We start from the raw sequence: 12,764 nt of genomic DNA on the forward strand, positions 1-12,764 counted from the left end.
TAATATATTCTTAACCTTCAAATTCTTTACGGATGATTTCTGCTCCTGCGCTTAAAGCACTTAACTTCCCGCTTGCCACATTTCGGGACAAAGGTGCCATGCCACAGTTTGTTGAAGGGTAAAGATTTTCGACATCAACGAACTCGAGGGTTCTGCGCAAGGTAGCCGCGACCTCTTCCGGTGTTTCGATAGAGTTGGTTGCTACATCGATTGCACCGACCATTACTTTTTTGCCACGGACAAGTTCGATCAGATCAAACGGTACCTTCGAGTTATGGCACTCTAACGACACGATGTCAATATTGGATTTTTGGATTTTCGGGAAAATTTCTTCGTATTGGCGCCACTCTGAACCCAAAGTCTTCTTCCAATCATTATTGGCCTTTATTCCATAGCCGTAGCAGATATGTACCGCAGTTTCGCAGTTCAAACCTTCACTGGCTCTTTCCAGTGCTGCCATTCCCCAATCGTTAACCTCATCAAAGAACACATTAAATGCGGGTTCATCAAACTGGATAATGTCTACTCCTGCATCCTGCAGTTCCCTTGCTTCCTCATTGAGCAGTTTCGCAAATTCCCAGGCCAATTTTTCCCGGCTTTTGTAATGATCGTCAAACAGGGTATCCACCATGGTCATCGGTCCCGGCAAGGCCCACTTTATAGGTTTATTGGTCAGTTTACGTAAAAATTTGGCATCTTCTACAAAAACTGCCTTTTGGCGTGCAACCTCAGCCACCACTACAGGAACACTTGCATCGTAACGGTCGCGGATCTTTACGATTTTACGGTTTTCAAAATCTACACCGCTTAAATGCTCGATAAAAGTGGTTACGAAATGCTGACGTGTTTGCTCACCATCGCTGATGATATCTATTCCAGCTAAATGCTGTTCCTGCAAAGCAATACGCAAGGCATCCTGCTTACCTTCCAGTAATTGATCGCCGTCTAATTTCCAGGGTGACCATAGTTTTTCGGGTGGCGCAAGCCAGGCAGGCTTGGGTAAACTTCCAACAATTGAGGTTGGTAATAATTTCTTGATCATAAAATAATTTTAGGTGCTGTATAAATTAAAGAGGAAAATTGGCAGACCATTCTTCGAGCATATCCTGGTAAGGTTTGATGAAATGCTCTTCAGCATATTTACCCTGTTCAATAGCAAGTCGGCTGCGCTCTACGCGGTCATATTCCACGCGAGTAAGTGAATAATCTTCGTGTTTAAGACTAGGTTGATAAATTTGCCCAGCCACTGAATTTGCATTGTAAATTTCAGGGCGATAAATCTTCTGGAATGTTTCCATCGTGCTGATGGAGCTGATTAGTCCAAGATCGGTATAATCAGTAAGTAGATCTCCGGAATGATAAAAAGCCATGGGTGCCACACTGTTCTGAGGCATGAAAAAACGAACTTTTAAGCCCATTTTAGCGAAATATTCGTCGGTGAGTGAATACTGATCCTGCAGATACTCAAAACCCAGAACGGGATGCTGATAGTCCGTGCGGGTATAAGTTTTGTTGCTCGATACACTTAGACAAATGATAGGTGACATTTTAAAGTGTTCTTTATAAGTGTCTGAACTCACAAAGCACTTATAAAGTTTTCCGTGCAAATCACCAAAATTTTCAGGGACAGTAAAACTAGATTTATTTTTATTGTACTCGATCAATAAAACACTGAAATCGTAATCACGCACATACGAAGAAAAATTATTTCCGGCAATACCTTCGATATACTGGTTAGTCTTACGGTCAAAAATATTCGTCTTTAAAACTTCAATCATCGGCAGATCGTTACTCCCATTCTTATCATCAATACTCAACGTTACTGTGAGGATTTCAAGTTCTACCAGGTAACGATCAGCTTTAGGATTATCCAAATGAGCCAATGCATTGAATCGATTGTTAATCATATTTAAGGCATTGCGTAAGTTTTGCTGACGATTATCTCCTCTAGCCAAGTTTGCAAAATTGGTTGTTAAACGCGTTTGACTTGCGGGGTGATAGTTTTCATCTAAACGAGTGCTCTTTAGCGTGAACACAAAATCATTCTTGATGGCGTGCTGGATATTTTCCATGTTGTTAACTTTTTAAATGGTTAATGATCATTAAAAAGTTCCTTGATAGTTCAGAATGCTTACACAAAAAGAGGAGAGAAAGGCGTACGGCGTCTAAGGTACACCTAACAGGTAAAGGCACCTTGGAATATACGTTGATCTGTCCGACAACCTCTTTCGCGAAAGTATCGACCAATTCAGAAAAGGCAGGTATCCTGACTTGCAACCGTATTTACCGGCCTTCCCGCTTGCGCAGTGACCTTTTGTTGGCAAAACATTGATTTACTTACAGTTGCGGGATAGCTCGTGATTTACACACGATTTCCTGTTAATTCACCGCTAAGTAAAACCTTTCCTGATCGTTGAAATATGTAAAGAACCAGAGTATTTAACTCGAGACAAAGTTACAAAAACAGTTATTAAAGCTGAAATACCTTTATAACTTCAGTAAAAATTACTTTAATTAGCATTTTTGTAAAACTTTTATGCTGTTTATTATTATCTTTATACCTTCTAAAAGTAAATTATGCTATGGCGCAATTGGATGAGATCGATCTAAAGCTGTTAAAAATACTGGCAAATGACTCCAGTTGTACAATCAAGGAACTGGCTACACAGGTTAGCCTGTCGCCTTCACCGGTCGTACAGCGTGTAAAACGTTTGGAAACTAATGGTTATATCAAAAAGTATATCGCGCTATTGGATCCTGAAAAGTTCAATCAGGGATTTATAGTATTATGCAATATCAAACTTAAGCAACATGACCGTAAGATCGGCCATAGCTTTGTAGAAGATATTTTAAAGATCGATGAGGTGGTTGAGTGCTATAACATATCAGGCGATTACGATTTCTTTCTAAAAGTATTTGCCAAAGACATGAAACATTATCAGGACTTTGTATTCAATAAACTTGGCTCGGTAGAGAGCATCGGAAGTACGCACAGTACCTTTGTGATGGCCGAGATCAAGAATACCAATAATATCAGTATATAACGGGGACAGGACTGCCGTCATCATCGAGGCCAAGAGCCTCCAACTTTCCGAAATCATTGATATAGGCGAATACCAAGAGATCAAAAAAGACTGTGAAGCCAAAATCAGCAAGGTCGAACCACAGAGGAAAAAAAAAAAATGAAAAAACTATAAAAAAAGCCTTGGAGAACCTTAGGAACATCATTTGGCTGCATGAGTAAAGGAGCCGAATTAACCTACATGAAAGTCAAGGAGTTACAAAATAAAAAAACCGGAAATAAAGGTTTAAAAAACTCTATTTCCGGTTTTGTACCCAGAGCCGGGATCGAACCGGCACGGTTTCCCACTAGTGTTTGAGACTAGCGCGTCTACCAATTCCGCCATCTGGGCGTTTTCTTTACTGGTCTCCATTGTTTGGAGTGATGCAAAGGTAGATATTCTCCTGATATTTGCAAAATAAAAATAACGAATAATGCTAAATACACTGATTATGAAGCCAATTAATTTTCGCCTTTCTCTTGCATGTTTTGCTGATGTCTCCTTCCCCATGCTTCTAATTGTTTTATGATAGGAAGCAGCTCCATCCCGATCGCTGTAAGTTCATATTCTACTCTGGGAGGTACTTCAGCATAAACAGTTCTTTTGACCAATCCGTTTTCTTCCATTTTACGTAATTGCAACGTCAGCATGCGCTCTGTAATCGCAGGCATTCGTTTCCGCAGTTGCCCGAAACGCATTTTCCCGTTTTCGAGATAACAGCATATAGCAATAGTCCATTGTCCTCCGATAAGATTAGCGGCATATATTTCCGGACATTCTTCGATCAAAGCTCTTTTATTCTCGTAGTTGGTCGATGTTTCTTTTATTTTGGTCATACTTACATTTTTGTTTGTACCATACAAATAGATGCTAATATACCATTTTGTATGTATACTATGTAAGTTTGTGTTTTAATAAAAATATATTGTTATGACTAAAACACTGATTATTGTTATTCATCCGGATTTGAGCAATTCAACAATTAACAAACGATGGATGGAAGAATTAAGCAAATATCCGGAAAACTATACTGTACATGACCTGTATGGTACGTATCCGGATGAGCAAATCGATATCGCACGTGAACAAGCTTTACTTTCCGGATACGATCGTATTATTTTTCAATTTTGTTTCTACTGGTTCAATTGTCCTCCCCTTTTCAAAAAATGGCTGGATGTTGTACTGACACATGGCTGGGCATATGGCCGGAATAGCGGTTACCAATTGGCTGGTAAAAAGATTGCACTTGCGATTACAGCAGGTATAGAAGAGCAGGATTTCAGTGCTGAAGGAAGGTATAAATATAGCTTACAAGAACTCACAACTCCATTTGAAATTACTTTTCAATATATACATGCAGACTACCGTCCTCTTTTTGCTTTTTATGGTGCGCAACATCATGGTGCGACAGAACGCTTAGAGCAAAGTGCACTTGATTATATCGAATTTATTAATCAACTGGTTTAGAAAGAGACCGCCTTAATAAATTCAATGACTTCACCATTCGGACTATACACGAGGCCATTGTTTACTGTAACGGTTTTCTCTGTATTTTTAAGGTCGATTTGCCATACTTCTTTACTCAATGGTTTGGCGCCATATGATATCGCTTGCTGCATAGCTGCAGCTACATCTTTCACCATAAAGCAGATATGTAAGAGTGCATTCTCAACATATTCTTCTTCAGGATTTCTTTTACGGCCCTGCGTCGGTATATCCGCATGTTTATCACAAATTTCAAGATAATAATCCATGCCACTATGATAAAGCATAATACACATTTCCAGTTTAAACTCAGGAAGAGACCAGTGATGTACTTCTTCAAATCCAAACTGCTTATAAAATGTGACTGTCTCTGTGATGTTTTGTGCTTTGATGCAGACATGATGAAAGCGAATGATATTTTCCTTTAATTCCATATTTAACTTTTTGATGAATCAAAGTTAAAAGCTAATTTGTGTCTATAAAAGAACTTACAAAATTGTTAGTAATGCGTAAAGAATCATCCGCAAATCTGGAAAATGAAACAATTTTAAGAGACTACTGTCAGGCTATGAAAACCTTACAACTCTTTAACGGGAGATGGAAAATATCGATTCTGTTTGCAACACGGGTTTCAGTAAAGACTTATACCGAACTACGGTCTCTGCTGTCTAATGTCAGCGACCGTATGCTTGCCAAACAGCTGAATGAACTGATTAAGGATGGCTTACTGCAAAAGGAGAAAACCAAAACGACTTCTTCTTACAGCCATACTTTACGTGGTCAGAAGATCTGTAAGTTACTGGAGCAGTTACGGACATTTGAAGAGGAAAAATCTTAGTACTGCTTTGTGAAAGTCAGTCTTATAAAACACAAATAAGCCTCCGGTGAAAATTCGAAGGCTTATTTTATAGGATTCAGAATCCTTTATTTAATGCTAAAGCTTGTTTTAATATTATAATTTCTCTATAATCTTATCTGCAAATTCACTGGTTTTGACCAATGTCGCATCTGTCATCAGATTATAGAAATCGACTGTTACTGTTTTTTCACGGATAGTCTGAGAAAGCGCCTGAATAATTGCATCTGCAGCTTCCTGCCAGCCCATATACTCCAGCATCATAACCCCGCTTAGAATAACAGAAGATGGGTTCATTGTATTAGTATTTGCAAATCTTGGGGCAGTTCCATGAGTAGCTTCAAATACAGCATGACCTGTAGCGTAATTTATATTCGCCCCTGGCGCAATACCGATTCCACCAACTATAGCTGCCAGTGCATCAGAGATGTAATCACCATTCAGATTAAGGGTAGCTACGACAGCGTAATCTCTTGGATTGAGCAGGATCTGTTGTAAAAAATTATCTGCAATAACATCTTTTATAATGATTTTACCTGCTGTTTCAGCCGCTTTCTGTTCCTCATTGGCTGCCTGTTCGCCTTTTTCAGCTTTTGTACGTTCCCATTGTCCCCAGGTATAGGTCTGATCTGCAAACTCTTTTTCGGCTACTTCGTATCCCCAGTTTTTGAATGCCCCTTCGGTATATTTCATGATATTACCTTTGTGTACCAGAGCAACAGATTTACGGTTTTGTTCAATAGCAAAATGAATAGCAGCACGGATCAGGCGTTTGGACCCCTCTTCAGAAACCAGCTTTATACCTACACCGGTTGTGTCAGAAAAATTATAGTCTACCTTAAGTTCCGTTTTTAAATAATTCTGTATTTGATGGGCTTCCGGTGTTCCTGCAGCAAATTCGATTCCTGCATATATATCCTCTGTATTTTCACGGAAGATAACCATATCTACATATTCCGGATGTTTGACCGGAGAAGGAACTCCTTCATACCATTTGGTCGGTCTCTGACACACATACAAATCCAGATCTTTGCGAAGAGCGACATTCAGAGAGCGTATTCCTCCACCTACAGGTGTGGTAAGCGGTCCTTTGATACCTACAAGATATTCCTTAAGGATATTTAATGTTTCCTGAGGCAGCCATTCTCCTGTCTGCTCAAATGCTTTTTCTCCGGCTAGTACTTCTTTCCACTCGATTTGTCTCTGACCTGAATATGCTTTTGCAATGGCGCTATCAAATACACGAACTGCAGCTTTCCATATATCCGGACCTATACCATCTCCGATAATAAATGGAATAACAGGTTTGTCCGGAACTTGTAACTGGCCTTTCGGGTCTTTAGTGATTTTACTACTCATGTGCTTTCGTTTATATTTTGTCTTTACTGAACATATTACCGATCTCCCTGCTTAATTTACGGAAGATTGGAGCAGCTTTTACATCCTCATAGGCATCGATATGCTCATTCGGTAATCTGCTTGGGAATATAAGTATCAAATTTCGTTCCTTATAGTACCGTCCAATACGTTTTGCCAGTCCATCGAGTGAATCTCTGTAGGATACTTCGCCTGAACGGGAAGAAACAAATGCCAGTAATGCATTCTCTTCGGCATAGGCCGACAGTCCGTATATATTATCCCAGTCCTCATAGTTTTCATACGAGACAGGGACGCTTATTGCCTCTTCTTTGAGATATTTTTCTATTTCCAGCTGCGTACGTGAATTACAAACAAACTTCATAGGTACGGAGAGTTCCTGTGCAAGTTTTAGCATTTTTTCCATCCAGTATCCAAAGCCGAGTTCTGATTCAGCAAGTGAGGGTACAAAGCAAATAATAGATTTGTGTGAAATAAAGGGTTTGTCAAACCTGCACATAAAAAGATTTGCATCCGTACGGTTAAGAATACTTTCCGTCTTCTCTCCTACTATTTTTTCTACAAAACTGGTTTCCTGCGGCCATCCCAGAATCAGACAGTTTGCCATGATTTCCTGTGCGGTATGACTTATACCTGAAGCGATATTGATATCTACCGGAGCCATAATCTCTACTTCAGTCTCTGAACCGGAGGCGTATTTAACGGTATTATCCAGATTTTTACGTGCTGTCGCCATGTTCTTCTCGGCCTGAAAATCATCTTTCACTACTGATACCACGCTGATCGGATGAGGTGATTTTTTACTTTTGATCAGTGTTGCAAAATCCAGAATAGGTTCCATATTATTCAGATTCGCTATCGGGATCATCAGTTGTTCATCTTTCTCGTTAACTTCAGAATAGTGGTGTTCGTCCTGATCTCCGGCCATAATCATCTTCTTAGATGCATTCTCTGTTACGATAGTAGAAATAATACAGGTGACAAGAATCAGTAAAATGGTTCCATTCAGTACATTATCATCGATGAGCCCGTTGCGGTGTCCTACCATTATGACGGCAAGTGTAGCTGCAGCATGTGCGCTGCTGAGACCAAAGATTACATTCCGTTGCTGTTTACTGTATTTAAATACCAACTGCGTAATCCAGGCGGCCAGATATTTGCCGGCTACAGCAACTATAGTCAATGTAAAGGCTACAATAAGCGCTGTAGGACCATGCATTAATACACTTACATCGACAATCATTCCTACACTGATCAGGAAAAAAGGAATGAAGATAGCATTGCCTATAAATTCAATTCGATTCATCAATGCTGATGAATGCGGAATCAGTTTATTAAGCGCCAGACCGGCCACAAACGCACCGATAATCGGCTCCAATCCGGCCATTTCAGCCATAAAAGCCGCAAAAAACACAACCGCTAATACGAAAATATAATTGGCTGTTTTTTCGCTTTCAACCTTTTCGAAAAACCATTTGGCAATACGTGGAATAATGCCAAACATAATAAACAGAAAGACAGCAAATGACACACCCAATGTAACCCAGAATTCCTGGTTGATAGTGCCTTGCGTGGCTCCCGAGATAACAGCCAGAATAATCAATACAGCGGTATCTGTCAGAATCGTACCGCCTATGGTGATCGCTACTGCTTCATTCTTGGAAATACCATAGCTATTGACAATAGGATAAGATACCAGCGTATGAGTGGCAAACATACTGGCGATCAGCAAACTGGAAAGAATGCCATACCCCAGAATATAGTGGCAGACAGGAAAGCCTATGGCAATCGGAATTATAAAAGTGAAAAATCCAAACCAGATACTTTTGTGTTTGGTTTTCTTAAACTCGTTCATATCCAGCTCCAGACCTGCTATAAACATGATATAAAGCAGTCCGATGGTAGAAAAAAGATCTACTGCAGAGTTTTTCTCCAGCCAGTTCAATCCGTGAGGGCCGATGACGACTCCGGATATAATCAGGCCAATGATTCCGGGAATCCGTATGGGACGCAATAAAATCGGTGACAGCAGAATAATAAAAAGAACAAGGGCAAAAATAAGGACGGGACTTTTGAGGGGAGCCTCAAAGGCGTGTTGTAAATGTTCCAGAGTTTTGTTCATAAAAAGTTTCTTGCGTGATTAATTTAATACAGGATTAAACATGAATTGTTTCAAAAATATAAAAAACAACGGGAAAACGGACGAAAACTTAGTCTTATGACACTGGTTTTATTTAAATTGGATTGCTTTGATCGGGCTGATCTTGCTGATCAGCATGGAGGGTACAAAAAGCGATATCATGGCGATTATTATCAATGCCAGATTGAGTCCGGCTATATCATACCAGAAGATTTTGACAGGGACATAAGAGATATAATAGGTGCTTTCATCCAGTTTGAAAAACCGGGTCTGCTGCTGAAAATAAAATAAGCCTAAAGCCAGTGCATTTCCGATAAGAAGTCCCAACCCTATAATATACAGTGCATTGTACATAAAGACACGTTTGATGCCGCGATTATTAAATCCTAAAGCCTTCAGTATACCAATCATGGATGTTCGTTCCAGAATACTGATCAGCAAAGAAGAGATCATATTGATAACAGCCACGATTACCATAAGCACAAATATGATATTTGCATTCATATCCAGCATGTTGAGCCATTCAAAAATATCCGGCATTTGCTCGACAATATTTCTGGCATTCAGATCGATCGGAAGGTGATCATTTACCTGCTCTGTAGTTGGCACCAGTTTTTCAAAATCGCGAACCCGTATTTCATATCCTCCGGCTTCCTGATCATCCAGATTATTGAGTCTTCTGATAAGTGATAAAGATCCTACAACATAGACTTTATCCAGTTCCTGTGAACCGGTATTGAAGATTCCCTTTACGACAAACTTACGCTTACGTACAGGTTCCTGTACAAAGTACATAATAAAATCATCTCCCAGTTTGAGACGCATTCGTTTGGCAAAATAAGACGAGATCAGAATCTGGGTATTTGCGCCGTTTTCCGCATTAAAATCTATTGTGTCTCCTTCCACAATAGTTTTAGAAAGATACCGCTGATCATATGTCGAATCGACACCTTTCAAAAGTACACCTTCAACTTCACCATTTACATTCATAATTCCTGCTTTAGTCGCGAAAGGATAAATAGACTGGACATTAGGTGAAGTCCGTATGGCATCCATTCGTGCCTTACTCAGGGACATTGGCGTATTTTCGTAGGAACTGTTTAAGTCTTGTTTGGTAACCAGTATATCTCCGAAAAAGCCACGTTGTTTCTCGGTGATTTCATCTTTAAATCCTCTCAGTACAGCGACAGATAAGATCATAGCCGCTATGGCGAGTACAATAGCGCTGACTGTCACGCGCACAATCAGCTTAGAGAAAGTACGCTTTCCTAAAAAAGTAATTCGCTGAGCAAGGAAGTAAGGAAAATTCAAGCCTGATTAATATAATTTGTACCTTCGCAAAGGTAATCATTTTTGTCATTCGGCATAGAAAGAGAATTTTTTAACATTAATCAGTATTTAGAGATGCGTATCATTTTTATGGGAACTCCGGATTTTGCAGTAGCTTCATTAAAAGCTTTACTGGACTCGGGTGAAAATGTTGTAGCGGTAGTGACCGTCCCCGATAAACCCGCTGGCCGAGGTCAGAAGCTTCATGAGTCTGCTGTCAAAAAATTTGCAGTAGAACATCAGATACCGGTATTACAGCCGGTCCGTTTAAAGGATCCCGAATTTCTGAAGCAATTAAAAGAATTCAATGCTGATCTGCAAGTCGTGGTAGCTTTCCGTATGCTGCCGGAACTGGTGTGGGATATGCCTGCAAAAGGAACAATCAATGTTCACGGTTCTCTCCTTCCTCAATACCGGGGTGCAGCACCTATCAATCATGCTATCATTAATGGAGAAGATAAAACGGGCGTAACAACTTTCTTACTTCAGCACGAAATAGACACCGGAAATATTCTTTTCAAAGGAGAAGTTCCTATAACAGAAAGTGATAATGCCGGTACAATTCATGACAAACTGATGCATAAAGGAGCAGAAGTCTTGTTACAAACGATTCAGGCTATGAAATCGGGTTCCCTTACCCCTATTCCACAGGATACACTGATCGAAGGCTCAGCACTTAAACATGCACCAAAGATATTTAAAGAAGATTGTCTGATTAATTGGGACAATAGTACCACTACGGTGTTCAACCTTATAAGAGGTCTGAGTCCCTATCCTGCTGCTTTCACCTATCTGGATGGGAAAGTTCTCAAGATATACGAAGTAGAAAAAGAAATCACGATGCCTGACATTCAGGCAGGTCAGTATGTGACAGATGGAAAAACTTATCTTAAATACGCTACTCAGGACGGATACATCCATCTGAAAGCCCTGCAGATTGAGGGTAAGAAACGTATGTTGACCGATGAGTTTTTACGTGGCTACCGCTTTGCCTCCAGCTGATACAGGCTGATCAGTATATTCAAGAATATCTCCAGGCTGACAATCGAGCGCTTTGCATATCGCTGAAAGTGTATGAAGACGGATAGCCCGGCATTTTCCATTCTTAATTATAGAGAGGTTGGAAAGGGTTATACCGACCATATTACTCAGCTCGCTGAGTGATACTTTTCGTTGGGACATTATGTCATCCAGATGTATAATAATAGGCATATGTAATGATGTATTATAGGGGATGATTAACAATTTTGGTTCAATTTACTTTTTTAAAACAACTTTTATAAAAAATTGTTTGGTAATTGACAGGAATTTAAAAATTGTATTTTGTCAGTTAGGGAGATTAGTTATTGCTTTTTAACAAATATTTAAGTAATTATTAATTGTTTGTTTATCAGCTTTTTATATAAAAATATAAATTATATCGAATACTCAAACTGTGAAGTATAGATTATTTGTATAATACTGGAACAGTTTTTGATGCTATAAAATGATCTCGCACTATGTCATAACTAACTAATAATGAGTAGATAATTTACATTTAACTCATGTTTTTAAGCATTTTTTTTGTATTTTTGCAAACATTTCAGCCAGAAAGGTATTATAATATTCAATGAGACAGCTCAAAATTACACAATCGATTACCAACCGTGAATCACAGTCATTAGACAAATACCTTCACGAGATTGGTAAAGTAGACTTAATCACCGCAGAAGAAGAAGTGATCCTTGCTCAACGTATACGTGAGGGCGATCAGGTCGCTTTGGAAAAATTAACGAAAACAAATTTACGTTTCGTAGTTTCCGTTGCAAAACAGTATCAGAATCAAGGTTTGACCTTAGGAGATTTAATCAATGAAGGTAACCTCGGACTTATTAAAGCAGCTAAACGTTTTGACGAAACCAAGGGATTTAAATTTATTTCGTATGCTGTATGGTGGATTCGTCAGTCGATCTTACAAGCTATCGCCGAGCAATCCCGTATCGTTCGTTTACCTTTAAACCAGGTTGGTTCTTTAAGCAAGATCAGCAAGGCTTTCTCCAAACTGGAGCAGGAATACGAGCGTGAACCATCTCCTGAAGAATTAGCTGATATCCTCGAAACAACAGTAGACAAGGTATCTGACACGTTGAGTAATTCCGGAAGACATGTATCCATGGACGCACCTTTTGTGCAAGGGGAAGAAAACACCCTGTTAGACGTACTGGAAAATCATGATCCGGACACAGACAGCTCACTGATCGATGAGTCCCTGTCAGAGGAAATTAAGCGTTCTTTAGCAACATTGACAGAAAGAGAACGCGAAATTATAGTTCTTTTCTTCGGATTAGGTTCTAATCATCAATTATCTCTGGAAGAGATCGGCGAAAAATTTAATCTAACTCGGGAGCGTGTTCGTCAAATCAAGGACAAAGCGTTACAGCGCTTACGTCACACTTCACGAAGCAAAATTTTGAAATCATATTTAGGTTAATAATCTAATATAGTATTATCAAAAAAAGCTCAACCGTTATCGGTT

13 protein-coding genes, 1 tRNA gene and 1 riboswitch are annotated in these 12,764 nt (G+C 39.5%); of the genes, 5 read left to right on the forward strand and 9 right to left on the reverse strand.

The annotated features are described in order from the left end of the window. Nucleotides 1-10: 10 nt before the first annotated feature. Together I6J02_RS18155 and I6J02_RS18160 are read right to left on the reverse strand one after the other, a co-directional pair. Nucleotides 11-1,042, reverse strand: a complete 1,032-nt coding sequence (locus I6J02_RS18155) for a methionine synthase (RefSeq protein ID WP_201679228.1) — start codon at nt 1,040-1,042, stop codon at nt 11-13. A 25-nt stretch (nt 1,043-1,067) separates the two neighbouring features. Next, nucleotides 1,068-2,072 carry a DUF1852 domain-containing protein gene (locus I6J02_RS18160; protein ID WP_201679229.1) on the reverse strand — a complete coding sequence of 335 codons (1,005 nt, stop codon included), beginning with the start codon at nt 2,070-2,072 and terminating at the stop codon, nt 1,068-1,070. Between the two features lie 166 nt (nt 2,073-2,238). Then, nucleotides 2,239-2,420: riboswitch (cobalamin riboswitch) on the reverse strand. 162 nt (nt 2,421-2,582) lie between these two features. Here I6J02_RS18160 and I6J02_RS18165 point away from each other — a divergent pair. Continuing rightward, nucleotides 2,583-3,044: an Lrp/AsnC family transcriptional regulator gene (locus I6J02_RS18165; protein WP_201679230.1), complete on the forward strand. Its 462-nt coding sequence runs from the start codon at nt 2,583-2,585 to the stop codon at nt 3,042-3,044. Nucleotides 3,045-3,333: 289 nt separating this feature from the next. Here the strand turns inward: I6J02_RS18165 and I6J02_RS18170 are convergent. After that, nucleotides 3,334-3,413: transfer RNA gene (locus tag I6J02_RS18170), tRNA-Leu, on the reverse strand. Nucleotides 3,414-3,523: 110 nt separating this feature from the next. Further along, a complete protein-coding gene (locus tag I6J02_RS18175) occupies nt 3,524-3,898 on the reverse strand; it encodes a winged helix-turn-helix transcriptional regulator (RefSeq protein WP_201679231.1) in 375 nt (124 codons plus the stop codon). Between the two features lie 94 nt (nt 3,899-3,992). Between I6J02_RS18175 and I6J02_RS18180 the strand changes: the two genes are divergently transcribed. Continuing rightward, on the forward strand, nt 3,993-4,529 hold the full coding sequence (locus I6J02_RS18180) for an NAD(P)H-dependent oxidoreductase (protein WP_201679232.1): 537 nt from the start codon (nt 3,993-3,995) through the stop codon (nt 4,527-4,529). Here I6J02_RS18180 and I6J02_RS18185 read toward each other — a convergent pair. Further along, entirely contained in the window at nt 4,526-4,981 is a 456-nt protein-coding gene (locus I6J02_RS18185) for a VOC family protein (protein WP_201679233.1), read from the reverse strand. The two genes, I6J02_RS18180 and I6J02_RS18185, sit on opposite strands and share 4 nt — an antisense overlap. Before the next feature lie 71 nt (nt 4,982-5,052). Here I6J02_RS18185 and I6J02_RS18190 point away from each other — a divergent pair, with 71 nt between their 5' ends. Further along, nucleotides 5,053-5,385, forward strand: a complete 333-nt coding sequence (locus I6J02_RS18190; RefSeq protein ID WP_201679234.1) for a winged helix-turn-helix transcriptional regulator — start codon at nt 5,053-5,055, stop codon at nt 5,383-5,385. Nucleotides 5,386-5,499: 114 nt separating this feature from the next. Here I6J02_RS18190 and icd read toward each other — a convergent pair whose 3' ends face one another. The 3 genes from icd to I6J02_RS18205 all read right to left on the reverse strand — a co-directional run bounded on the left by icd (nt 5,500) and on the right by I6J02_RS18205 (nt 10,231). Beyond that, entirely contained in the window at nt 5,500-6,762 is a 1,263-nt protein-coding gene (icd, locus tag I6J02_RS18195; protein WP_201679235.1) for an NADP-dependent isocitrate dehydrogenase, read from the reverse strand. Between the two features lie 10 nt (nt 6,763-6,772). Further along, entirely contained in the window at nt 6,773-8,902 is a 2,130-nt protein-coding gene (locus I6J02_RS18200; protein ID WP_201679236.1) for a cation:proton antiporter, read from the reverse strand. A 108-nt stretch (nt 8,903-9,010) separates the two neighbouring features. Beyond that, nucleotides 9,011-10,231 (reverse strand): ABC transporter permease, encoded by a 1,221-nt coding sequence (locus I6J02_RS18205; RefSeq protein ID WP_201679237.1) that lies wholly within the window; start codon nt 10,229-10,231, stop codon nt 9,011-9,013. 93 nt (nt 10,232-10,324) lie between these two features. On the opposite strand from I6J02_RS18205, the gene fmt reads away from it, so the two are divergent. Then, nucleotides 10,325-11,251 carry a methionyl-tRNA formyltransferase gene (fmt, locus tag I6J02_RS18210; protein WP_201679238.1) on the forward strand — a complete coding sequence of 309 codons (927 nt, stop codon included), beginning with the start codon at nt 10,325-10,327 and terminating at the stop codon, nt 11,249-11,251. Here fmt and I6J02_RS18215 read toward each other — a convergent pair. Next, nucleotides 11,222-11,461, reverse strand: coding sequence for a helix-turn-helix domain-containing protein (locus tag I6J02_RS18215; RefSeq protein ID WP_201679239.1), 240 nt, complete (start codon nt 11,459-11,461; stop codon nt 11,222-11,224). The two genes, fmt and I6J02_RS18215, sit on opposite strands and share 30 nt — an antisense overlap. Before the next feature lie 397 nt (nt 11,462-11,858). Here I6J02_RS18215 and I6J02_RS18220 point away from each other — a divergent pair, with 397 nt between their 5' ends. Then, on the forward strand, nt 11,859-12,719 hold the full coding sequence (locus I6J02_RS18220) for an RNA polymerase sigma factor RpoD/SigA (RefSeq protein ID WP_002995274.1): 861 nt from the start codon (nt 11,859-11,861) through the stop codon (nt 12,717-12,719). Nucleotides 12,720-12,764 lie beyond the last annotated feature (45 nt).

It is taken from the genome of Sphingobacterium spiritivorum, from assembly GCF_016725325.1.
GTDB lineage: Bacteria > Bacteroidota > Bacteroidia > Sphingobacteriales > Sphingobacteriaceae > Sphingobacterium.

Excerpts from the sequence above, each read along its gene's own strand:
- I6J02_RS18200 (WP_201679236.1), bottom strand. The coding sequence starts at position 8,902 with ATGAACAAAACTCTGGAACATTTACAACACGCCTTTGAGGCTCCCCTC.
- I6J02_RS18180 (WP_201679232.1), top strand. The coding sequence starts at position 3,993 with ATGACTAAAACACTGATTATTGTTATTCATCCGGATTTGAGCAATTCA.
- I6J02_RS18160 (WP_201679229.1), bottom strand. The coding sequence starts at position 2,072 with ATGGAAAATATCCAGCACGCCATCAAGAATGATTTTGTGTTCACGCTA.
- I6J02_RS18165 (WP_201679230.1), top strand. The coding sequence starts at position 2,583 with ATGGCGCAATTGGATGAGATCGATCTAAAGCTGTTAAAAATACTGGCA.
- I6J02_RS18220 (WP_002995274.1), top strand. The coding sequence starts at position 11,859 with ATGAGACAGCTCAAAATTACACAATCGATTACCAACCGTGAATCACAG.
- I6J02_RS18190 (WP_201679234.1), top strand. The coding sequence starts at position 5,053 with ATGCGTAAAGAATCATCCGCAAATCTGGAAAATGAAACAATTTTAAGA.
- I6J02_RS18155 (WP_201679228.1), bottom strand. The coding sequence starts at position 1,042 with ATGATCAAGAAATTATTACCAACCTCAATTGTTGGAAGTTTACCCAAG.
- I6J02_RS18215 (WP_201679239.1), bottom strand. The coding sequence starts at position 11,461 with ATGCCTATTATTATACATCTGGATGACATAATGTCCCAACGAAAAGTA.
- icd (WP_201679235.1), bottom strand. The coding sequence starts at position 6,762 with ATGAGTAGTAAAATCACTAAAGACCCGAAAGGCCAGTTACAAGTTCCG.
- I6J02_RS18185 (WP_201679233.1), bottom strand. The coding sequence starts at position 4,981 with ATGGAATTAAAGGAAAATATCATTCGCTTTCATCATGTCTGCATCAAA.
- fmt (WP_201679238.1), top strand. The coding sequence starts at position 10,325 with ATGCGTATCATTTTTATGGGAACTCCGGATTTTGCAGTAGCTTCATTA.
- I6J02_RS18175 (WP_201679231.1), bottom strand. The coding sequence starts at position 3,898 with ATGACCAAAATAAAAGAAACATCGACCAACTACGAGAATAAAAGAGCT.